Source organism: Rhodopirellula sp. J20-39, assembly GCF_057365095.1.
Window position 1 is genome coordinate 3,260,797 of record NZ_CP195123.1, and the last position, 21,488, is coordinate 3,282,284.

The 21,488-nt window shown below is 54.1% G+C and carries 16 protein-coding genes; 5 read left to right on the top strand and 11 right to left on the bottom strand.

Annotated features, from left to right (window positions below; genetic code table 11):
- Positions 1 to 49: 49 nt before the first annotated feature.
- From ACR3ZL_RS11845 to ACR3ZL_RS11860, 4 genes are all read right to left on the bottom strand, one after another.
- Positions 50 to 826, bottom strand: coding sequence for a 3-ketoacyl-ACP reductase (locus ACR3ZL_RS11845; RefSeq protein ID WP_473652941.1), 777 nt, complete (start codon positions 824 to 826; stop codon positions 50 to 52).
- A gap of 106 nt (positions 827 to 932) precedes the next feature.
- Positions 933 to 2,111, bottom strand: coding sequence for a Gfo/Idh/MocA family protein (locus ACR3ZL_RS11850; RefSeq protein WP_473652940.1), 1,179 nt, complete (start codon positions 2,109 to 2,111; stop codon positions 933 to 935).
- Positions 2,112 to 2,139: 28 nt separating this feature from the next.
- Positions 2,140 to 2,604, bottom strand: coding sequence for a cupin domain-containing protein (locus ACR3ZL_RS11855; RefSeq protein WP_473652939.1), 465 nt, complete (start codon positions 2,602 to 2,604; stop codon positions 2,140 to 2,142).
- 19 nt (positions 2,605 to 2,623) lie between these two features.
- A complete protein-coding gene (locus ACR3ZL_RS11860) occupies positions 2,624 to 3,976 on the bottom strand; it encodes a glycosyl hydrolase (RefSeq protein ID WP_473652938.1) in 1,353 nt (450 codons plus the stop codon).
- Positions 3,977 to 4,260: 284 nt separating this feature from the next.
- Here ACR3ZL_RS11860 and ACR3ZL_RS11865 point away from each other — a divergent pair, with 284 nt between their 5' ends.
- Genes ACR3ZL_RS11865 through ACR3ZL_RS11885 form a run of 5 tightly spaced genes read left to right on the top strand, consistent with a single transcriptional unit; the run spans position 4,261 to position 11,884 of the window.
- Positions 4,261 to 6,087: a DUF2264 domain-containing protein gene (locus tag ACR3ZL_RS11865; protein ID WP_473652937.1), complete on the top strand. Its 1,827-nt coding sequence runs from the start codon at positions 4,261 to 4,263 to the stop codon at positions 6,085 to 6,087.
- On the top strand, positions 6,080 to 7,195 hold the full coding sequence (locus tag ACR3ZL_RS11870; RefSeq protein ID WP_473652936.1) for a class I mannose-6-phosphate isomerase: 1,116 nt from the start codon (positions 6,080 to 6,082) through the stop codon (positions 7,193 to 7,195). The genes ACR3ZL_RS11865 and ACR3ZL_RS11870 overlap by 8 nt, the downstream gene beginning before the upstream one ends.
- An 18-nt stretch (positions 7,196 to 7,213) precedes the next feature.
- A complete protein-coding gene (locus ACR3ZL_RS11875) occupies positions 7,214 to 8,968 on the top strand; it encodes a sodium:solute symporter family transporter (RefSeq protein ID WP_473652935.1) in 1,755 nt (584 codons plus the stop codon).
- Complete coding sequence (locus ACR3ZL_RS11880) at positions 8,961 to 9,716, top strand: SDR family NAD(P)-dependent oxidoreductase (RefSeq protein ID WP_473652934.1); 756 nt, start codon at positions 8,961 to 8,963, stop codon at positions 9,714 to 9,716. The genes ACR3ZL_RS11875 and ACR3ZL_RS11880 overlap by 8 nt, the downstream gene beginning before the upstream one ends.
- The gene (locus tag ACR3ZL_RS11885) at positions 9,713 to 11,884 is read left to right on the top strand and encodes a heparinase II/III domain-containing protein (protein ID WP_473652933.1); all 2,172 of its coding nucleotides are present in this window, start codon (positions 9,713 to 9,715) and stop codon (positions 11,882 to 11,884) included. Before ACR3ZL_RS11880 ends, ACR3ZL_RS11885 begins: the two co-directional genes overlap by 4 nt.
- Before the next feature lie 209 nt (positions 11,885 to 12,093).
- Here the strand turns inward: ACR3ZL_RS11885 and tnpA are convergent, their stop codons facing one another.
- The 7 genes from tnpA to ACR3ZL_RS11920 all read right to left on the bottom strand — a co-directional run bounded on the left by tnpA (position 12,094) and on the right by ACR3ZL_RS11920 (position 21,488).
- A complete protein-coding gene (gene tnpA / locus ACR3ZL_RS11890; protein ID WP_473652932.1) occupies positions 12,094 to 12,543 on the bottom strand; it encodes an IS200/IS605 family transposase in 450 nt (149 codons plus the stop codon).
- A gap of 192 nt (positions 12,544 to 12,735) precedes the next feature.
- Positions 12,736 to 14,229 carry a polysaccharide lyase 6 family protein gene (locus tag ACR3ZL_RS11895; RefSeq protein WP_473652931.1) on the bottom strand — a complete coding sequence of 498 codons (1,494 nt, stop codon included), beginning with the start codon at positions 14,227 to 14,229 and terminating at the stop codon, positions 12,736 to 12,738.
- A 50-nt stretch (positions 14,230 to 14,279) separates the two neighbouring features.
- The gene (locus tag ACR3ZL_RS11900; protein WP_486173482.1) at positions 14,280 to 15,677 is read right to left on the bottom strand and encodes a polysaccharide lyase 6 family protein; all 1,398 of its coding nucleotides are present in this window, start codon (positions 15,675 to 15,677) and stop codon (positions 14,280 to 14,282) included.
- 162 nt (positions 15,678 to 15,839) lie between these two features.
- Positions 15,840 to 17,102: a DUF1559 family PulG-like putative transporter gene (locus ACR3ZL_RS11905; RefSeq protein ID WP_473652929.1), complete on the bottom strand. Its 1,263-nt coding sequence runs from the start codon at positions 17,100 to 17,102 to the stop codon at positions 15,840 to 15,842.
- Between the two features lie 857 nt (positions 17,103 to 17,959).
- Positions 17,960 to 19,273 (bottom strand): bile acid:sodium symporter family protein, encoded by a 1,314-nt coding sequence (locus ACR3ZL_RS11910; protein WP_473652927.1) that lies wholly within the window; start codon positions 19,271 to 19,273, stop codon positions 17,960 to 17,962.
- A gap of 138 nt (positions 19,274 to 19,411) precedes the next feature.
- Positions 19,412 to 20,077 carry an aspartate/glutamate racemase family protein gene (locus tag ACR3ZL_RS11915; protein WP_473652926.1) on the bottom strand — a complete coding sequence of 222 codons (666 nt, stop codon included), beginning with the start codon at positions 20,075 to 20,077 and terminating at the stop codon, positions 19,412 to 19,414.
- A 4-nt stretch (positions 20,078 to 20,081) separates the two neighbouring features.
- On the bottom strand, positions 20,082 to 21,488 hold the full coding sequence (locus ACR3ZL_RS11920; RefSeq protein WP_473652925.1) for a four-carbon acid sugar kinase family protein: 1,407 nt from the start codon (positions 21,486 to 21,488) through the stop codon (positions 20,082 to 20,084).

Sequence of the window (21,488 nt, forward strand, 5' to 3'; positions counted from 1 at the left end):
TGACTTCGAGCACTTTGCTTGCGTGGCAAGGACGTAACGGGCGACGCAATCAAAGCCGGTTCATCGTCAATCCGCCGTCCACATAAACCACCTGTCCAGATGCGTATGGCATATCGCCTCTCGCCATCGCAGCGGCCAGCTTGCCGATATCCTCGGGCAGTCCCCAACGTTTTTCGACGAGCAGTTCTGTGTTGTGAATTAGGTTGTCGTATTTTTCGGTCACGCCCGCCGTCATGTCTGTTTTGATAATGCCCGGACGGATCTCATAAACCGGAATAGCGAATTCGCCTAAGCGGGCGGCGAAGAGCGAGTTCATCATGCCCAAGCCTGCTTTGGAGACGCAGTAGTCACCACGGTTGGGTGAAACGACCGTTGCCGAAATTGAACCGATATTGATGATGCATGCCTGGATCGAATCATCCGTCTGTTTCTGCTCGATCATCCAATTGGCACATGCCTGGGTCAAAAAGTAAGGTCCTTGCAAGTTGATCTTCATGATCCACTCAAAGCTTTCTTCGGTGGCTTCCAGAACATCGGCACGTACCTTCGGGGCAACCCCGGCGTTGTTGACCAGTACATCGAGTCGCTGAAATCGATCTTTGATATTTGCCAGCATCGCGGCCCGGTCATCGGCTGACGACACATCTCCGGAGCAGTAAAGAACCTCGGCCCCGATGGCTTCCAGCTTCGTCACGGCGTCGGCGACCTTCGATGCATCCGAGCGTCCGCTTAGCACCAAATTGAAGCCATCCACGGCCAGCTTCTCGCAGATTCCAAGACCAATGCCGCGGCCGCCGCCGGTCACCAATGCTACTTTCTTCCGCATCAATACAACCTTGGTAAGAGTGATGTCCAGATCATGAGATCGGCTCCCAGTTGGCGACGTTTAAGACGCGAACGAGGAGCTTTATCGCTTTTGAATCCGCCGGTGGTTAGGCCAGTTCGGGAACGTCGACCCATTTACGTTCTTTCCAGCTTTCGATACCAAGTTCGGCCAATTGGACTCCCTTGGCACCTTCCATCAGCGAGTAGCTCCATGGCTCGTCGAGGGCAACGTGCCGGATGAACAGTTCCCACTGAATTTTGAAAGCGTTGTCGTACTCGATGTTGTTGGGGACATCCTCCCAACCGTCTAAGAAGTCGATAGGCTGTGGAATGTCTGGGTTCCAGGTTGGTTTAGGCGTGTTGGCTGCCGATTGGGTTTTCACCTCACGCAAGCCCGCAACCGCTGAGCCTTTGACTCCGTCAACATGAACGGTTAGCAAGTCATCGCGCCGAACGCGGGTGCACCACGAGCTATTGAACTGCACCATGGTTCCGTCTTCGAGCACGAACATTGCATAGGCGGAGTCGTCTGCGGTGCATTGGAACGGCGTACCGTCTTCGGCGCGGCGTTGGTCGAGATCGGTGGCTCCGTAGGCCACCAAACTTTTGACCGGTCCAAAGACATGGTCGATGACATAACGCCAGTGACAAAACATGTCGATCATCATGCCGCCACCGTCTTCGGAGCGGTAGTTCCAGGACGGGCGTTGGGCTGGTTGGTCTTCATCCATGCCGCTGAATACCCAATAACCGAAATCACCTTTGACCGAGAGGATCTTGCCGAAGAAGCCAAGGTCTTTGAGCATCTTGATTTTACGGAAGCCGGGCAGCCACAGTTTGTCTTGGACAACGCCGTTCTTTAGCCCTGCTGCCTCAACGAGTTTGGCCAAGCGAACGGCCTCCTTCGTTTCGACCGCCGTGGGTTTTTCGCAATAGATCGCCTTCCCTGCTTTGACGGCGCGTTCGATGAAGCCAGCCCGTTGCAGCGTGCCGGAAGCGTCGAAGAAGATCTCGTAGTCGCCGTACTTTCCATCCAACGCACCCTGCAAATCGGTGGTGTATTGGTAGTCCTCGCCACGAGCTTCGTTCCCATACTTTTCGGCGAGGGCTTTTAACGCGTAGTCACGGCGACCCGTCAAAATCGGTTCCGGCATGATGGTCAGGTCGTTGCTGACTCGAATGCCGCCTTGTTTGATGATGGCGGTGATGGAGCGGGCCAGGTGCTGGTTGGTGCCCATGCGCCCGGTCACCCCGTTCATGATGATCCCGATTCTCTTGATTTCCATTCTGATGATCCCGTGTGATGGTTCGAAGCTAGATAATGATTGGTCCGCCCGCAGGCGTGTCGGTGCACTGCGGATGGGCACCCTCGGGTAATTCCGGAACGTCGACTCCGGCCTTGGGGAGTGTCCCGGCGAGTTCCTGTTTCCAGTGGTCGACGTCGCCGGCCGGTCCGTAGCAATAGATGAACGTCGCTGGCTCGTCGCCGATGTTGGTCATTTGGTGGAAAACGCCGGAAGGAATGTGCACGATTTGCCCAGCGTTCATCTCTTGACGCTCCTCGCCCAAGCACATTTCGGTTTTGCCCGAAACGACGAAGTAGACTTCTTCTTGTTCCTGGTTATGCCAGGGAACTTGGCCGCCGTTCGGCTCGAGGGTGACAAATCCCATGGCGAAGTTGTCGCACTGCACTGGCGATGCTCCGCCTACTAAATTCTGGGTCAGTCGCCGAGCCGGATAATTTCGGCCGCTGATCTGCTTCAGATCTCCGATGATCATGTTTGTTCCTTTCAAAGAATCACAGATAGAATTTGTAGTAGGGTTGATCGTTAGCCAATCGTTGGACGTAGAGCGCCGTTTCGCGTGCGTGGTAGTCGCCCCACATGCATGACTCACCGCATGGGACGGATTGGCCTTTGGGGATGTGATCCCAGCCGTTGGGGCGATGATAGACCGAGTGCAAAATCAAGCCCTGGTGTGTTGGGTCCAGGCTCAGGTACTTGTCGCTGAGCAGCGTCTGCAACACGGTAAGTCCAGCTTGCGTGTACTTCGGATCGTCCAGGTATTTGCCTAACCGCAATAAGCCTTGAGCGCCGATCGCTGCGGCGGAGGAGTCGACCGGTTCGGCATCGTTGAACGGATCCGATTCGCGTTCGTAAACGTCGTCACCCAGTTTGTGAGTGTTCAGTGCTCCGGTGTCCCAGTAAGGGATGCCATCGGTCGCCGTGTTTTCAATGTAGAAGTCGCAGGTCGCCTTGGCCATTTTCACAAGGAACGCTTCGATCGCCTCACGTCCGCCGAGCGGCTGGAGTTCGGCATCGTCGACGGTCTGCAAAAACTCCAGTTGCTCGGGTGCACCCACCATGATCCAAGCCAAACCTCGCGTCCAAGTCGTGAAAGGCGAGAAGCCCTGTTGCGAGTTGGGACAGCGATAGTTGCCGTCATTCAGATTGAAGATGCTCTCGTGAGCGGTGCGGCCCCAGGTATCGTAAAAGTCGCGACCTTCGCCGTAATAGACTGCAAAGTCGGCGGTTGTTTTGGCGTGCTGCACCAGTCGTTCCAGCAGACTGGTTTTCTTGTCATTCTCGCCCATGATGGAGTGACCCAGTTGGTGACCCACCGCAAGAACTCGCAAGGAACGAATCGTGTCGGCAAACAAAGAGTGCGGACCGTTAAAGGAGTAGATGTATCCTCCGTCGGGAAGGTCGGTCCATCGCTTGGCTTGGACGGCGCTGGAAGCTTGCAGAGCCATCACATAGAAATTACGTTCCCATTGGTTCTCTGGAATCCGGCCTTCGTTCATCAGTCGCAGCAAATTGCCGTACGTGCTGACGTTATTGAAGCCATGATCGTGCACGCCGAAATGGGTGACGTGCGGGGCCATCTTATCAACCGTGTTGGTTCTGCCCATCTCGAGGAATGAATCATCGCCGGTCGCATCGTATTGCAGAATTTCGGAACCGTATTGAAAGCCTTGCGTCCATTCGGTCCAACCTCGCGTTGAGTACTTGCCTTCAACCGTGAAGACCGGCGATCCCTGCGAGGTGTCGTATTCCGTGTTGAGTAACTCAATTTTTTGACCCGAGACTTCCCAAAACCGTTTCAGGCTCGGCAGTAAATCTTGGGTCGTCAGGGAGGAATTCGGTTTCATAAACAGTTACCTCGTGCAGGGGGGGCGTTTCTTAAGCCAGCGTTCGATAGACATGGTCTAATGGGCTTGCAAGCAAGATCATAGCGGACGGTAGGGGCTGGAATTAGCCGCTCGAAAGATTTCGGGGGGAATCGTTTTCGAAAATGTTGTTGAGGACCTCTTGCGAAAGTTTTGTTCTACCACAATAATCTAATAATTATTACTAGCCAAGGCCTGGCTGCCGTTTTTGTTTTCGCAGCACATGACATTGCCAAAGATTTGTCGAACCCCAGCGAAGTTACGAGATGATGTTGAAGACCGAACAATCGACTTATGAGCAAACGGTGTTGGCGGCTGAAAGGCTGCTGTCGCCTCTGGTGCAACGGATGCAACCGGGAGCGGCGTCGATTCCGTTGGAAGGTCCGGCGAGCGACCATGGCGAGTTAGCCGACGTGCTGGAGTCGTTTGCTCGTCCTTGTCTGCTGGCTTCCCATTGGCTCGCGGCGAAAGGTGGGGGCGGTGAAAAACACGGATTCACGCGAGAGCAAGTTGCCAAGTGGTTTCGTGAAGGGTTGATGGCAGGTACCGATCCTTCGTCCGAGATGTATTGGGGCCCAGTAACCAACTACCATCAGCACTGCGTCGAGATGGGCGCGTTGGTGATCGCGTTGGAAATTGCCCGCGAACATCTTTGGGCTCCGCTCGCTGATGATGACAAACAACAAGTTTTGCGTTGGATGCGAACGGCGCGAGGATGTGGCTTCCATCGTAATAATCACCTCTTCTTCGGTGTCTTGCCACTAAGCTTCATGGTTAGTGAAGGAGTGGGTTCGCCCGGGGATCAAGAGTTGCTTCTTCGCTGGATGGACACGTTGGAGAGCATGTATTTGAAGGATGGTTGGTTTATCGACGGGATGAACGAAACCGTCGATATTTACAATGCATACGCCTGGCACTTCTATGGTCTTTGGTGGGGCAAGCTGTACGGTGAGATGGATCCGGTGCGTGCTCAGCGATGGCGTGACTATGCGGTTCCGTTCTTGAAGGACTACGTGCATTTCTTTGCGGCATCGGGCGAGAATGTTCCGTTCGGCCGGTCAATGGTTTACCGCTTCAACGCCTCCGCTCCGTTCGGTCTGGCTCACTATTGTGGTGTTGAAGCGATTGATCCTGGATTAAGCCGCAATGTCTTTATGAAGAACCTGCAGTTCTTTACGAGCCGTTTGCCGGAAGATCAACCGCTGAGTTTGGGGTGGACGGACGCGTTTCCACTTATGGCGGAAGTTTACTCGTGTGCGGGTTCGCCTTATTGGGCCGCCAAAGCATTTTCGCCACTATTGATTGATCCGAGCGATCCGTTTTGGACCGCACCCGCACAGCCATTGCCTTCGGAAGGCGAGGATTTCGTTCGTCCGATTCCTGCGGCCGGCTTGGTCGTTCGGTCCATCGACGGTGACATCGAACTGCACAATTCGGAGTCCGGCATCAATCCGGGCAACACGAGATTCGGAACGTACAAGTGGGGCAAGACGAGTTACCGAACCGGGGTCGGTTTGGAGGTGGAATCGGCATCCGGCGAGTTTCCGCGTGACGCTGCGCTAACGGCTGAATCGGAAGACGGCACCGTCTATGGTCGGCACAGCACGCATATGTTGAAGTGCACCAATGACGAAAGTGCGATGGTGTACGTGCTTGGCCATAAAGCCGCTCATTTCTCGGTGCAAGTCGAAACGCATGTCTGGTGGAACGGGAATTGGCAGTTGCAGTTGCATAAGATCAATGCTCTCCAGCCAGCAAAGCTGACGGTGGGTGGACATAGCTTGCCGGTCGATGCCAATGCCAATCGTGCCAATGCCAACCGTGACAGCGATTATTCGGTGAAGCTGCAGAATGTTATTGGATGGCAGTCGTCCGATATCGTTCGTCACGACGCCGCCGACCGCACGCATATCATGTCGGGGTGCAGCGAGTATCCGATCATGACGTGCCGTGTGAATGGTGAGGCGACGTTGATATGCCTTGCCTATTGCGGCAAAGGGGCTCCCGGCAATTGGAATACAGAGTCGCTCGACGAGTCGGGAATTGTCTTGAAAGCGGACGATGGTTCGGTGTGGGAGGTGTCCTTTGAATAGTTCGCCATTGCAACTGAAGCCGAACTACGCGTGGCGCAGCTATTTGGGCGGCTCGCAACTTCGCGGCTTTCGCAACGAAGAGCCCGGTACCGATGATCATTTTCCTGAAGACTGGCTTGCATCGACATCGCGAGCGCGGAACGGCGATAACTTGCAACGCGATGACGAAGGTGTATCGCATCTAACAGTGGATGGCCGCGATATCGCCCTGACCGATCTGATCGCGTCCCAGCCGGATTGGTTTTGGGGAAAACAGATACCGCCTGTCGACCAGTCTGGGCAAACCGACGAGCCCGGGCAAATCGGTGTGCTGATCAAGCTGCTTGACGCCGGCGTCCGATTGCATTTGCAAGCACATCCGAATCTTGATTACGTGAAGGAACGTTTTGGCGGCAACGCCGGCAAGACGGAGTGCTGGTACATCTTGTCCACCCGCAGCGAAGATGCCTATGTCTATCTCGGCTTTCAGCATCCGCCGACTCAGCAGGAGTGGGCAGACATGGTGCGTGATCAGAACCTGGAAGGCATGCGTGCTTGTTTTGACAAGATTCCGGTCAGGCCGGGCGATTGCCTGATGGTGCCATCAGGCACACCCCACGCGATCGGCGAAGGGATCTTCATGATTGAGCTGCAAGAGCCGACCGATTGGGTTGTTCGATGCGAGTTCAGTGCAGGCGGGCATGTACTTGAGCACAATGCCCGCTTCATGGGATTGGAACTGGAAGATGTGCTTTCAGTGTTCGATTACTCCGAGCATTCGCTCGAGTCGGTTTCGGGCACGATGATTCAGTCACCGCAAGTCTTAAGGGAAACGGACGCGTTCACCGAAGAGCGGATCATCGACTCGAAGCATCAGGAGTTTTTCCGTCTGCGTCGCCTTTCGGGGATTGGTCGAGCCGACTTTGGCGGCGGCGAACCGATGGTCTTAATCATGTTGTCCGGCTCTGGAGAGTTGGATGGTGTACCGGTTGCCGCCGGTGAAACCTGGCTGCTGCCCGGTGCGGCTGAAAAATGGAGTTGGACTCCGAATTCTAAATTGTCTGTTACACCTGAGTCATCCGGCCAAGGTGAATGGTCTTTTTTGCTTGCTCAGCCGCCAGTGAAGTAATCACAACAGGAAACACTGATGCTTACGATTTATGACTACGTTGTGATCGCTTTCTTTTTCCTGTTCATGCTTTCGCTTGGACCAATCTTCAAGCGTTATAGCAAAAACGACAGCGACTTCTTCCGCGGTGGCGGGCAAATGTTGTGGTGGATGGTCGGTGCTTCGGCCTTCATGACTCAGTTCAGTGCCTGGACTTTCACCGGGGCGGCAAGCAAGGCGTATCAAGATGGGACATTGGTCGCGTTGATCTTCTTCGCGAATGCGCTCGGCTTTTTCTGCAACTACGTATGGTTCGCGCCGCGTTTCCGTCGCATGCGTATCGTGTCGCCGATCGAAGCGGTCCGCGAGCGGTTTGGTCCGGTTAACGAGCAGGTCTTCACCTGGCTTCAGATTCCCATGAGTCTGGTGTACGCCGCTATTTGGCTAAACGGCTTGGCGGTGTTTTCGACGGCAGTTTTCGGTTTTGATATGACGCAAACGATCTGGGTGGTCGGAATTGTGGTCATCGTGTTGTCGGTGGCCGGCGGTTCATGGGCAATTTGTGCCGGCGACTTTGTGCAGCTATTGATTTTGATGGCGGTATCCATCGTGACGGCCTACATGGTTTTATCGCACGCTGATATTGGTGGCTTTTCTGGGTTGATCGATAAGGTGCCCAGCCACCACTTCAATTGGACTGAGGTCGCACGTCCGCAGATCATTTGGTTCTGGATCATCGCTACGTTCGTTAAGCAGTTCGTGATCATCAACAACATGCAGGACTCGTACCGCTATTTAGGTGTTAAGGACGAACATCAATCTCGCAAAGCAGCCCTGCTTGCTTCGGGGTTGATGTTGGTCGGACCAATCATCTGGTTCATTCCACCGATGGCCGCCCGCGTGCTGAGTCCCGATCTTTCGGTAGAGTTTCCCATGCTCAAGAATCCTGCCGAAGCGTCGTATATCTTTGCGGCAATGAAAGTGCTACCGGTCGGAATGATGGGGTTGCTCGTTTGCGGTTTGTTCGCGGCCACCATTTCATCCATGGACAGTGGACTGAATCGCAATGCAGGCATCTTCGTACGTAGTTTCTATCAACGCGTGGTGAAAGATCCTTCACCAAAACATCTATTGCATGTTGGACGTTTGGCGTCGGCGGTGTTTGGAGTGCTGATCATCCTGATCGCGATCTTCATCAGCCAATTGAAGGACTTGGATCTCTTCAATGTGATGCTACTGTTCAGCGGATTGATCGCTATCCCGTATGTCATGCCGTTGTTGTGGGGCATGATCGTCAAGAACACGCCATCTTGGTCCGGTTGGAGCACCGTCCTGATTGGGTTGAGCGTGTCGCTGGCGATTAAGTATCTGGTCGATCCGGTGTGGTTTGGGGAACTGTTCGGGTTCGATAGCGAGTTGAGTACCCGAGAACTGAATGACTATTTCTACTTCTTTGGCATCCTTGCCAACGTCGTGATTTGTTCAGTCTGGTTCCTGTTCACTTCGCTGTTCAATGGAGCGTCTAGTTCGGAACATCTTGAACGAGTGGACAAGTTCTTTGCGGCAATGAGGACACCGATTGACTTTGCAAAAGAAGTTGGTGAGGCGAAGGACTCGGTGCAGTCAAAGACATTAGGAATTCTCTGCTTTATCTACGGTGGTTTTGTCACCGTGATGGCGTTGGTCCCGAATCCTATCAGCGGGCGTGTTGCCTTCCTCTTTTGCGGTGGACTGATCGGCGGCGTGGGCTTCTTACTTTACCGAGCATCTAAAAAGAATTTGAATCATGAGTGAAAAATTGAAAGGGAAGCGTGCGCTGGTTACCGCGGGGGCCCAGGGCATTGGGTTAGCGATCAGCCGGGCGTTACTGGACGCGGGATGTCATGTTGTCGTGCAGTATTTTTCGTCAGCCGAAGCCGCTAACGCTTTAAAGTCCGAATACGGCGATCAAGTGGAAGTCTTCCAGGCCAACCTGACGATTCCATCCGAAGCTCAGCAGGTGGTTGAGCAGGCGGTCGACGCGTTGGGTGGTCTTGAGATTCTGATCAACAACGCCGGTTCGCTGGTTGGTCGCCGCACCCTCGATGAAGTTGATATGGACTTTTGGAAATCGGTCATCGACGTCAACGTGACCTCCATGGTGAATGTAACTAAGTTTGCCGCTCCGGCGCTTCGTAAGGCAAACGGTGCTAGTATCGTCAATCTCGCATCGCTGGCTGGTCGGAAGGGCGGCCACGCTGGGTCACTGATTTATTCAACAGCCAAGGGCGCTGTGCTAACGATGACGCGGGCTTTGTCTAACGAGTTGGGGCCCGATGGCATCCGTGTCAACGCTTTGGCACCCGGTCTGATTTTAGAAACCAGTTTTCATAACACTCACACGACGAAGGAATCAGCCGATGCCACGATCGCGCAGATTCCAATTCGGCGTGCGGGCAATCCCAACGATGTGGCTCATGCGGCGGTCTTTCTGGCCGAGCAGTACGACGGATTTGTTTCCGGAGCCACATTGGACATTAACGGAGGAGTTTACTGCGCATGAGAATTCTAACTGTGATCGTTTGCTTGCTGGCGGTTGCCAACGTGCAGGCCGTTGAACTTGCAAACTATGAATCCTACAACGGTTTCACTTGTTGTTCTGTGCCGAAGTTACCGGCGAAAGAGACGCACCCGTCGCTCTGGTTTCGTGCTGAAGACGCGGTCGCAATGCGTGCGAAACAGAACCAGGATGAGCAGGCTTCTCGGCTTTGGAAGAAGGTCGCTGAAAGCGAATATCTGACGATGGACTTTTTGCCGGTTCCGTCGGCGAATGATGAAAAGACGCCGATCCATCAATACTATGGATTCATGTCACTGATTGCCAAACACAGTGGTTTCATGATCTGGATGACTGAGGATGGCGAGCAGAAACAGAAGTGGATCGATCGTACGATCGCGTCCCTGGAACGAGCTTATGACGGACCCATTTATCTGCTTGACCCGAAAAGCAAAGGCGGGCCCACCGACGAGATCTATCTGGGTTCTTGGTTGCAAAACTACGTGTCTGCGTACGACTGGGTGCAACCGTACCTGACCGAGGAACAGGACCAGGCGATCCGCCAGCGGTTAATCAAGCAATCCGACTGGATGGGCCGCAACATTTATCACTGGACACCGCGCCCGCATAACCATCTCTCGAAACCGGCTTGGGGTCTAGGTTCGGCTGCTCTCGCATTGTGCGAGGAAAAAGATGCCTACAACTGGCTCGGTGTTGCATTGGCAGCGGGCAATGACAACACCCGCTATTTCTTTAGCGCCGATGGAATCTACCGCGAGGGATCGCAATACATGGTTTTCAGTTGGGTCAATTTTCTCCCGTTCATGATCCATTACAAGAACGTTTCGGGCGTCAACCAGTTCGATGAGTTTCAGCCGTTGATGGAGTGGGGCGTGGGTGTGCGAAACAGCAAAGGCTGGTTGCCGAACATCGAAGACTCGTTCATCCGCCCGTTCCCGGCGCACATGGCAGCGTCGATGTATAAAGACAGTTCGACGTATTTACACAGTTCGGCGCCTTTGTCCGAGGTGATGATGTGGGCATGGAATACGACCGACATGAAACCATTCGATGCAGCAGTCCAGAAGACTGGTTTCAATTACACCGGTGCCTCATGGGACTATTCGCTGGCACTCGACGAATATCTCACCTACGATCCGTCCATCAAATCCACTCCTCCCGATGTGTCGCCGACGATTTTTCTTGACGGCGGTCAGAGTATGTTTCGCAATACCTGGAAGACGGGGGATCCCGCTGGTCGCTATCTTCTGTTCCAGGGTGTGGCCGAGGCCGACAACCATCATCACGCCGAGCACCTTAGCTTTATCATTTCGGCTGAAAACCAAATGATGGCGTCCGATGCCGGATACAGTCGCAAGAGCTATGGCGAAAAGATCCGGACTGAATGGTACAACCAGGCTGAAGCCCACAACGTCGTCACCTTGAACGGCAAGGCTCCGGTTGATGTTTCCGAAAACGTCACGCCGGTGTCACGCTACCGCATCGATACCAGTTTCTTCGATTTTGAAGAGAAAGAGGCACCTTATTCGGACGGCGGAAAGCTACGCCGTGCGATCGCTTTTCCCGGTGAGTCCTACTTCGTCGTCGCCGACATCGTTAGTTCCCCGGTTGCTGCCGAAGCCGCCGCGATATTGCACGGTGGTCGCGCAAGCATGTCGGGTGCAGGCAGCTACCGCGTATGGGATTACGAAAACGACGATTATGGTTCGGCCGCACGCATGCACGCTTGGACCTTTGGTTCCGCGGATGACTTTCAAGTCGGGGACGCTGAGGGTGAGCTTAGCTATATCAAGGGTGACTACTGCGTTTACCCGTACACTAAAGCAACCGGAACCGATACCGAGCAAGTGATCCTGCAGGTGCTCGTTCCATCAGCGGAGGGAGTGAAGTCGCCTGAGGTTTCTGCAAAGAAGAGGGGCGATCAGCTTGTGGTAACGGTCCAGGACGGAGGCACCACTGACACGTTCCTGCTGCAGTCCACTACCGCACCAGCAGTTTTCGACGATTTGGTAACCGATGCCACATTTGCTTGGATTCGCAAAAAGGACGGAAACGTGACAAATCTGGCTTTTCGCGAAGCAAAGATCCTCAAAGTGAATGGCACCAGTTTCCTAGCGTCGGAAAAGCTGCAAACGGGAGCACGAGAACTATGAACGTCCTCTCCCAGGCGTAACAGATCGGGGGGATGTTTGTTTGTCGGGGCTCGGGGTTTCCGCCCCGGGCTAACGAAGATGGCCCCTCCGGGGCAGATTCTCGTTACCCATGACTCCGGAGGAGTTGACGTTGGTAGCTCGGGGCATACGCCCCGAGACGCGTTTGTACAAATTGATTCGCCCCGGAAGGGGCCGTCGTCACCCAAACCTCATTCATTCGGAAAAAAACGTTCATCGAATTTGATGCCGTGCTTTCGCAACATCCGTTGAAACTCGTCGTCGAAAGAAATTGTTTTGTGGTGCTCCTTCTGCTTTCCGATGTAGCCTTTAACTAAGTCGACGGAAGATTGACTGACGGAGAAGGCTCCATATTTTGTCTGCCACTGAAGTGATTGCAGTTTCGAAAAGTGATCGTGTATCCAACTGCTTGAGTTTGATTTTACATCACGGACACAATCGGCAATCGATTGCGATTGATGTATTCCCACCAGCAAATGGATGTGGTCTTCAATCCCTCCGGCGGCCAAGAGCACGTGTTTTCGATTGCGAAGAATGCCTCCGATATACGCGTAGAGGTCATTCTCGAATGTTTCGTCGATCAATCTGCTCCGGTCGTTGGTGCTCCAGACGAAATGGACGCGCAAATTGGTGTAAGCCATGGGAACTTGCCAAGTCGATGGGATTACAGAGACAGGATCGAGTTCGATGCCGGCCCCGTCCGGGGGCGTAGAAGAACTGGGGATGTTTTGTTTCTCGGGGCTTCCCCGCCGAGCTAACGAAGACGGCCCCTCCGGGGCGGTTCCGTGTTGCGTTTGACTCCGGAGGGGAGCCACTGTCGTAGATTAGAAGTGTTATGGCCGGCGATTGCCTAGCGGGAAATTGACGCCGACATCGCTTGGCGTCAGAGGGAGTGAGATGGCCGGTCCAGAGGCTCCTGAAATCTCTTCCGCTCCAATGTCCGCTCCGGAAGCGGGGCGTGTTTTGCCTTCGATGTCCCGTGCCACTTCGAAATGGAGTGGTGCAGCTTGGTTCTCGACGGTGTCTTGATTGGTTGGTCGATAGCGACCTTCCGCCAGTACCATGCCTGGATCCTCTTGCGATGACGCGGCGTCAGGAATAGACAAGTCGCTGAACATGAGGTTTCCCTTCCACTGCAGCTGGCTAATCGGCAGGTCCGCTTTCAACAACGGACCTGCGGTACTGGCGACGAGATTGTTCGCGAAAACGCCACTGGGTGCGCGTTTGCCTTTCGCACTGTTTAAGAAGATGCTGCGTCTGCAGTTCACGAATGTGTTGTGGGCAACGGTAATCTCATCGACAGCCTGGTAACCATTCCCTGAACCGCCCGACGGTTCTCTGCCTCCTAAAACGGATAACGCAGCATTCCAGGCCATGCCGGTGAGATCGTGGAAGTAGTTGTTGACGATCACATGATGGCTGTCACTGATGCGAACTCCACCGCTGTTCTTCGCGCCGTCACCAAAGAAGTAGTTTCCAGCGACAGAGGCGTGGTGGCCGTGTCGAAGCACCAACGCACCTTCGCATTGGCGAAATGTATTGGCTTCGTACCGATTGTGACTGGACTTGTTGCTGATGATTTCGTTTTCGCCGTCGCATCGAACGAATAAGTTGCTCTTCACTACGCAGCGAGCGGGCTTGTTTTGGTCTCCGCTGTAACCAACGCGAATGGTTTCATTGTCACTTCCTTCTTGAAACGCAACGTCAGCGAAGTGGTTGAACTGGATCAAGTGCTCGGCAGTTTGGCCCGCCGCCAATTTGCCCAGCTCGATGGTTAGCATCGCACCCTTCTGGTTCTTTCCGCTGAAGGTACAGTGCTCGATCGTGTTGTAGCGTCCGTACAACAGCACCCACTTCGATGTGTCATCATCGCCGTGCAGGTTTGTCATCGCACAGTTTCTTAGGGTGACATGTTCGGCTCCCCGGCCGCCATTGCTGCGAAACTGGACTGAGTTATATGCGTTCGTATCGCGATGAGCATCGGCGTCTGCGGGACCGCCATCGAAGTGGAATCCTTCGATCGTCCACCACTGAGTTCCGACTCTCAGTTCGCTTTCGCCCCGAAACACGACTTGCCCCGGTTGATTGACTCGAAGAGTAATTGGAGAAGCCTCCGTTCCATCAGGCCCGTCAATGTTGATCTCTACATCGCGGTACTCTCCATTTGCCCAGACGATCACATCGCCCGGTTTCACAAGATTGGACTCGATCAGGGTTTCCAAATCATCCGCGGATCGAATCGTGTGATCGTTGCCGACCACAGGCAGAGTTACTGTGATTGTCAGGTTCAGCAGGACGGTTGCGATCGACCAGCGTTTGACGTTCATGCATCGGTTGCGTCTGGCGGCATGGGGCGCTGAGCCGAGATTAAAAACTTTCATCCTGGGCCCACTGTGTCATCTAGGGGGAAGGTAGCGTGATTCGAACTCGGTTCGTCGCATCCGATGGTTGGGAACGGTGGCCGCTTGTCGCCATCCATGTCATCCGCGACCAATGATTCAGCGTTCGTTTGTAGACCTTCGTTTGTCGACGGACGCATCAGTCCGGCATCATCCTGTTTCCATGACATCTGAACGCGCCGGCACTCGATCGGTTTGTCTTTCGCATGCGGCGAAAGTTGTGAAACGCTCGCATTGTCAGCGAAGCGAATCGTTGACAGTGCGAGCCCGGTTCGCATAATCGGGTGTTCCGCTTTTGCGTTATCCAAGGTGACGAACAGGTTGCCAGCGATTAAACAGTCTTTCGGGTAGACCTGCCGTCCGGGTTTTTCGCCTGCTCCGATTTCCAGTGACGAATCGCAATCGATCACCGTGTTGTGCAGGATTCTCGTGTTTTGGACCGGAGCGTACCCGTTGAGCGGAGAGTTCTGGATCCCGCAGTACAAAGAGATTGCTGCCCGAGCGGATGTTCCTGTTAAGCCCTGAAAGTAGTTGTTTTGGACAACATGATCCTTCCCGATCACACGAACGCCACCCGTGTTTCGCTTTCCATGTCCCAGGAATAGGTTCTTCTCAACGAGGCATCGGTGGCCATGGCGTAGCGTGAGTGTTCCCGCACAACGATCGAAAACGTTGCGGCGGTATATGTTCTCGCACGATTTGTTGGAGATGATCTCAATCTCACCATCGCATGCTTCGAAGTAGTTTTCTTCCACGATCGTGAACGAGTCAGACTCGGAAACATCGCTCGTGCCAACTCGAATCGTTTCGCCACCGTTTTCCCCAAGTTCGGGCCGCGGTCCGAAATGATTATGATCGATCCGGTGATGGCCCGATCCTTCGTTGACCCTAACTACCAAAGTCGTTCCTAAGTTGGATTTGCCACCTAGATAGCAGTGATCGATCCGGTTGTACGAACCGAAAATGGCTACCCAATGTGTTGATTGGGATTTTTGTTGCAGTTGATTGGGTTGATCAAACACGCATTGGGTTAGCCGGCAGTGTGATGCAAGCGTTTTGCTGTCGGAGCGGAATTGAACGGCATCCTTGATCTTGGTCAGGTCACGAAACACGAAGTCTTGAACCACCACGTGTTGACCGGAGAAGCGAAAGGTAGAGGCACCGGTGATGATGGTCTTGCCTAATGCGTGACCACGCACGGTGATGGGGGCGTCGGATGTACCAGGAAGATTCGCAAACTTGATGTCCACGTCCCTCCATTCACCGGCAGCAAATACGATCGAGTCGCCAGCTTTCACAGATTTAACGATCGTGTTAAGGGAGCTTGCATCTTCGACCCAATGATCAGTCGCTTCCGCAAACTGCGTCGAAAACACGAGTGCTATACCAACAAGAAGAGTAGGTCGCGTTTTCATAAAGTCAGCCCAGTCAGCGATGCATGAGAGGAAATTGGTCGTCGGCTATTCTTGATAGCACAAAAAAACTCGGGCCTTCTTGTGAAGACCCGAGTGGACGATGGTTACGATAAATCGCGGAACCTAGAACTCTTCGTCGATGACCTCACGGTTGGCCTTCGTTCCGAGTGCACCCCACAAACCGTAGAAGCTGGAGTAGCCAGGTTTCGATGTGCTGCCCTTGGTGCAAGCCTTGTTTTGGTTGCCGGCCTCGATCGAATCGGTGATGAACTTGACCGCTCCGTCTCCCATCAACACGTGGACACCACCTTGGTGACGGCTGCTTGGCGTCATGTAACCGCCTGAGTAAGCCGATAGGCTTGGGTCGTTAAGAGTCTTGTCTTGAATGTTGTCACTTCCAGCAGGACACATGATCAATCCAACCGGTGCGTTAGGTGGCAAGACTGTGATCATTCCGGTATAGACGGGGTTTCCGTCTGCCCATCGGTAACCACGGCCTGTACCGGCACCAAAGGTCGAGATGGATTGCAGAGTCGTGACGGCACCGGTGTCCCAGAATTGAGGGCGGCTGGAATCTCGGCCATCGTAGGTTTTACTTGGAACGTCGTGAGCATTGTCACGAATGTTCATCCCTGTTTTCGGATTCGTACGAGTGTCATTGTCGCCAAGATCGGTCGTGATCTCGCCGGCCATGATCGTGTTTGCGAGTCCATCAAGGATGTCTCGGAACGCAGCCTTACCGTGAGGAACGAAGACACCACGGCATGCGGTACGGGCGTAGTTGGCTGTACCACTGCTGATGTCTAGCTCATCTCGTCGACCACCATCACTCGTTCGGCAAGCACTGTCACCGAGACAGGCAGCGTAGTTCGTTCGTCCAAACGCAGGCAGCCCGACGCCGGGGTCGCTTGGGCATCGGAAGGTTGGGATCTCAGTCGACCACGGACCGTAGCTCGCATTCTCAGGAGTCGGTCCCATAGCTTCCCATGTACCATTGCTGCCGTTGGTGTTAAGAGCATTGGGATTGCTGATTTGCTCCCATAGAGCTTGACCTTCCACGAAAGGTGTCAATCCAACCAGGAAGCTCAGTTGTTCGTTGTTCTTGACAAGACTTGCGTCCCACCAAACTTCCGAACCGGGCAACTTTACTCCGCTCGTACTTGCGAACCCGCTCGTGCCACTCTTTTGCGTGGGTAGTTGCTTGAACGCACTATGGTAGTTGTGAATTCCAAGCCCAATCTGCTTGAAGTTGTTACTGCAGCTCATGCGGCGTGCTGCTTCCCGTGCGGCTTGGACTGCTGGCAACAGAAGACCAACTAATACACCAATAATTGCAATTACTACTAGCAGTTCGACTAGCGTAAACCCCTGACGTCTAGCTTTCATCGTTCGTCTCCAAGTGAATTTTCAGAATAAAGAACCAGCTACGATTGCTGTATTAATCAGCCCCAAAAAAGTCTTCCCACCATTTGTTTCCAACAGCGGCAATCGCAACCATCGCTTAGCCAAGCTTCGTTCACCGTCAGTCGACGGTTCTCTTTCCGAACTCATTGAAGTACGGAAATCGCTTTGCGACTTGACCGATCATATGAGTTTGCATCGACCGGTCAATGGATAATAATGAACCTCTAGGCCGCTTTAAGGGAAGTGGGTTTCGTAAGTTGTTGCAGGAAAGGAGGTTGCGGTATTTAATTTTAATGAAATTCATCCAATTAGGGGGTGTTTTCCTGTTGCTGAAGCCGCCGTTAGGGCTGGTTTGTGTGAAATTCCCGCGAATTGAAGGCGGGCGAGCGGCCAGATCTGAACGATATTTCGTCAAAGTAAGGGGGCCGGACCACACGTCGGCTGCTGTGTACCGTGATGAGATTCAACGGCTTGTCATGCCTGAGACTGACCGTGGGAGTCGTAGAGCCGGCAATCGGAAACGACTTGCTCCGATGAGCGAGATTTGCCACCCAAACAGCGGCGAAAGCGGCGGTTCAGATTCGAACCCTCGGGGCGAACGCATGTGGGTTCTCTATCGTCGGCGTTGCAATGAAAGGGTAACGCTGTACACGCAAAACGAACGAGCAAACCGGGCCAGCGATCTCGTTGTGAAGACGAACGATCATTGCTTCACCACGTCCAGACATGGCTGCGTCAGCGAGGACACACGAATTGCCCGAGGCATCGTCTGAGTTTGACGAAGAGTACAAAACGCCGCATTCGGTCAGTTCCGCTTTGTCGGTAGGTCGCACAAGCGTTTATTGCGGTGGAGTGTTTGACTCGTCGGTTAACGCAACGGACGATCGACGCCAGTAGTTGGCGAGGATGGAACCGGAGACGTTCATCCAGGGACTGAAGATGGCCGCCGCTAGGCCTACGGTGCCAAGTTTTCCCATCGATCCGGCCAAGCCTGATGCCATGCCTCCGTTTTGTAATCCGACTTCCAACGCCACCGTGCGTGCGGATTGCGAATCGAGACCCAGCAACCGGCTTAAGCCATAGCCACAACAGTAGCCCAGTACGTTGTGAAGGACCGCGACCATGAACAACCACACGCCGATGTCCATCAGTGCGTTTCGCCCGGCAGCGGTTGTTACCAGCGTGAAATACACGATGCCGAACATCGAGAATGCGGGCATCCAGGTTTCAATTTCTGGACGCACGGCAATGAGGTAACGATAGGCGACTCCGAAGATGATCGCGCCTGCGATGAAGCCGCTGAGTACCAACCACTGCGCCGACGATTCCGGCAAACCTCCGTTGCGGTGCCACAAGCAAAGCACAGTGAGCCACCCAACGCCGAGAAGAGCAACCCCGTGGATGGTTCGCCGAACCGGTCGGTCAGATTGTTTGAGAAGGTCGTGCACGAAGGCCGCGCCGATGGGGACGATCACAATCTTGATAATGTTGATCATCATGGGAAGGAATTTCACTTCGATCAATTCGCCGGCTAGCACCTTCATCCATAACGGGGTGATGAATGGAGAGCACAGCGTTGCGACGGCAGTCAGGGTCACCGACAACGCGATATTGCCTTTCGCCATGTAAACCATCACGTTGGAGGAAAGCCCGCTGGAACAGGATCCAATCAACACCACGCCGGCGGTAATCTCCGGAGGTAACTGAAATGCAGTCGCTAGCGCGAATCCGAGTAGCGGCATAATTGAAAACTGGCATAGCAGTCCAATGCCAACCGGAAGCGGTGACTTGATCACTCCCGCCAAATCGGAAATTCGCATCTGCGTGCCCATTCCGAACATCACCAACTGGACGACACCGAGGATCAACCAGGGGTGTCGAAAGTTAATCTCACCTATGCCTGGTATGATCAGACTGAGGAAACGTTCGGGATAGATCATCGCGAGCACGAAAGCCGCGACGATCCATGCGGTGAACTGAAACCCACGTAGTCCTGGAAACGCTCGGATGCTTACAGCCAAGGCAACACACAGTGTCGCACCGAATGCTTGTGAGTAGGCGGCCGATCCGAGAGAGCCGCTGACGAGCAGGCCTATTGCAGCAATCGCGGAGATGGATAATCCGATACGGCGTAGTTCGTGGGTTTTAACCAATCGGATGACCTCGTTGTTCGTTTCGTAAAGACGGTCCGAACGTTCGCAGTCTGGGTTTTCGATGCGACCGTTTCTTTGCAGGCAGTTTCCCTACAGGAAAGAAAACTCACGCCCGCTATTTGCTGGTGGTTCAGCTTCCTAAAGAATCGTCTTGAGGTATTCAATCGCGGTCCCTGGGCTGGCCAAAATCGGTACGGTGCGTTGGGAATCGTCAAGCTGATCGACGACCCGAGCCATGGATGCCTGGGCCAACAGAATCAGGTCGACCTGTTGAGCCAGATCGCTTAATGCTTTCGCGACCGCCGAGTCATGCGTCGCTGTATCGCCGCTCATCAGGGCCGCGAATGCCCCTTCGCAAAGTTTGGTGTGGATGGTGACATCGCGATCGAGTGTCGCCGCCCGACGACGCACCAAGTCGGCAGTGGGCTCTAGCGTCGTTGGAAGCGTGGCGACCACGCCAATGCGACGTGCTTGCCGAACCGCTTGGTCAGCCATCGGTTGATCAACGCGAAGGACGGGCGTCTTCAATTTGGACGCGGCCGCTTCAACCGCCGCACCGATCGAGGAGCATGTAACGATAATTTGATCCGCACCAGCCGATTCGGCGAGCCGGACATAGTCACCCACACGCGATGCGGTTTGGTCAGTGAGCTCATTGCGACGAATGACATCCTTGATAAGGCTATCGTCGACGATGTTGAACGTTTCGATGTGAGGCAAATGCTTTGCACACAATTCCGCAAACACGGGAACAAGCGTGGCGGAGGTGTGGATTAGGCCCAAGGTTTTTGTCTTCGCTCTCATCTAATCATCTCTCTTTATAAAGTGTGCCTAATCTCGCCGATTCAAAGAAATGCCGGTCACCAACTTGGCCACCCTTGAAGATGAACTCGACCCCGTCGGCAGAACCTTTTGCAATCGCTCGGCATAACGGTGCCCCTGGTGATAGAGGAGCGACCATTTCTAATGCTTCGATGCCCAGCGATCTCGCCACATGGGATGAGGTGTCACCACCGGCGATACAGACTCGCTGTAGCTTCTTGCTTTCCAATATTTTTGTGTCTTCCAAGCAACGCCTGCCTACTTCACCGAGGGCAACGCCGAGTCGTTTGCTGGTTTCGATCACGGCAGATTCTTGGTCGCCGATTGCCTGAGCGACTCGTTGGCGAGTCGCATTGAATCGTGGATCATCGGGGCCGCATCCGGTGTGCACGATCGTGCTGCGGCCACCCGCGAGAGCTTCGGATGCAGACTGCGACGCGCGATGAATTTCAGCTTCGGCAAGATCGGTCTGCACCAATCGTTCGGTATCGAGTCCGACGGAAACGAAACCACGCGAGACGGCATCGTCAATCTGCGATGCAGTGACCGGGGAACAGCTTCCCGAAAGCACGAGCAACGGTGCCGCTTCGATAGGTTGCGGCCAAGTGGGAACGGATTCGAGAAGCCCCTGTTCACGCCAAGAAGCCGCCAATGCGGTTTCGATTGCGGACGATCCTACCGAAAACAGCGGTTGGTCAGTGACTCGTGAATTCAGCAACGCGCCGATCCGGCGCAAGTGTTCCGGATAGATCGCATCGAACAGGACGATCGAATGATCACGAGTCAGTTGGTCAAGGTAATCACTTGCGTCATTCACCGCTAATTCGTATCGCAAAACATCGAACAGCCCGATCGCTTGATTGGTTTGTCTGCCCAGGTACAGACGCAAGTCGCTTTCATCGGCTGGAGTTATCGGATGATTGCTTGTTGCTGGATGTCGATCGAGTCGATGGATCTCACCCAGGCTGCCGATACCCATGCGAGCAAACAGGTTGCCAAAGGCGCAGTAACGTCCCAGTTCAGGTGCGGCGACCGCGAGCGGAACAAACGAAGGCTTGAATACTTCGGTGCCGACATCGATTGCTCGACCGATGCTGCCGATCTGTGGAGAGGAATCAAACGTCGAACAAATTTTGTAGTGCACATGTTGTGCACCCAAATCGTTCAAAATGGAAAACGCTGATCGCAATTCCGTTTCCAGAGTGGCGGTCGGCAGACAACGTGTGCTTCCTGCAACCCCGATGGCTTGCAAATCAGCGTGTTGTTGAAGTTGTTCGGGTGTCGGCGGATCGATGAACAACGCGGTCCGCACGCCCGCCTTGGTAAGGCACTCCAACGCATCGGTGGAACCGGTGAAGTCGTCGGCGTAATAGGTTAAGAGAAGTCGGGACAT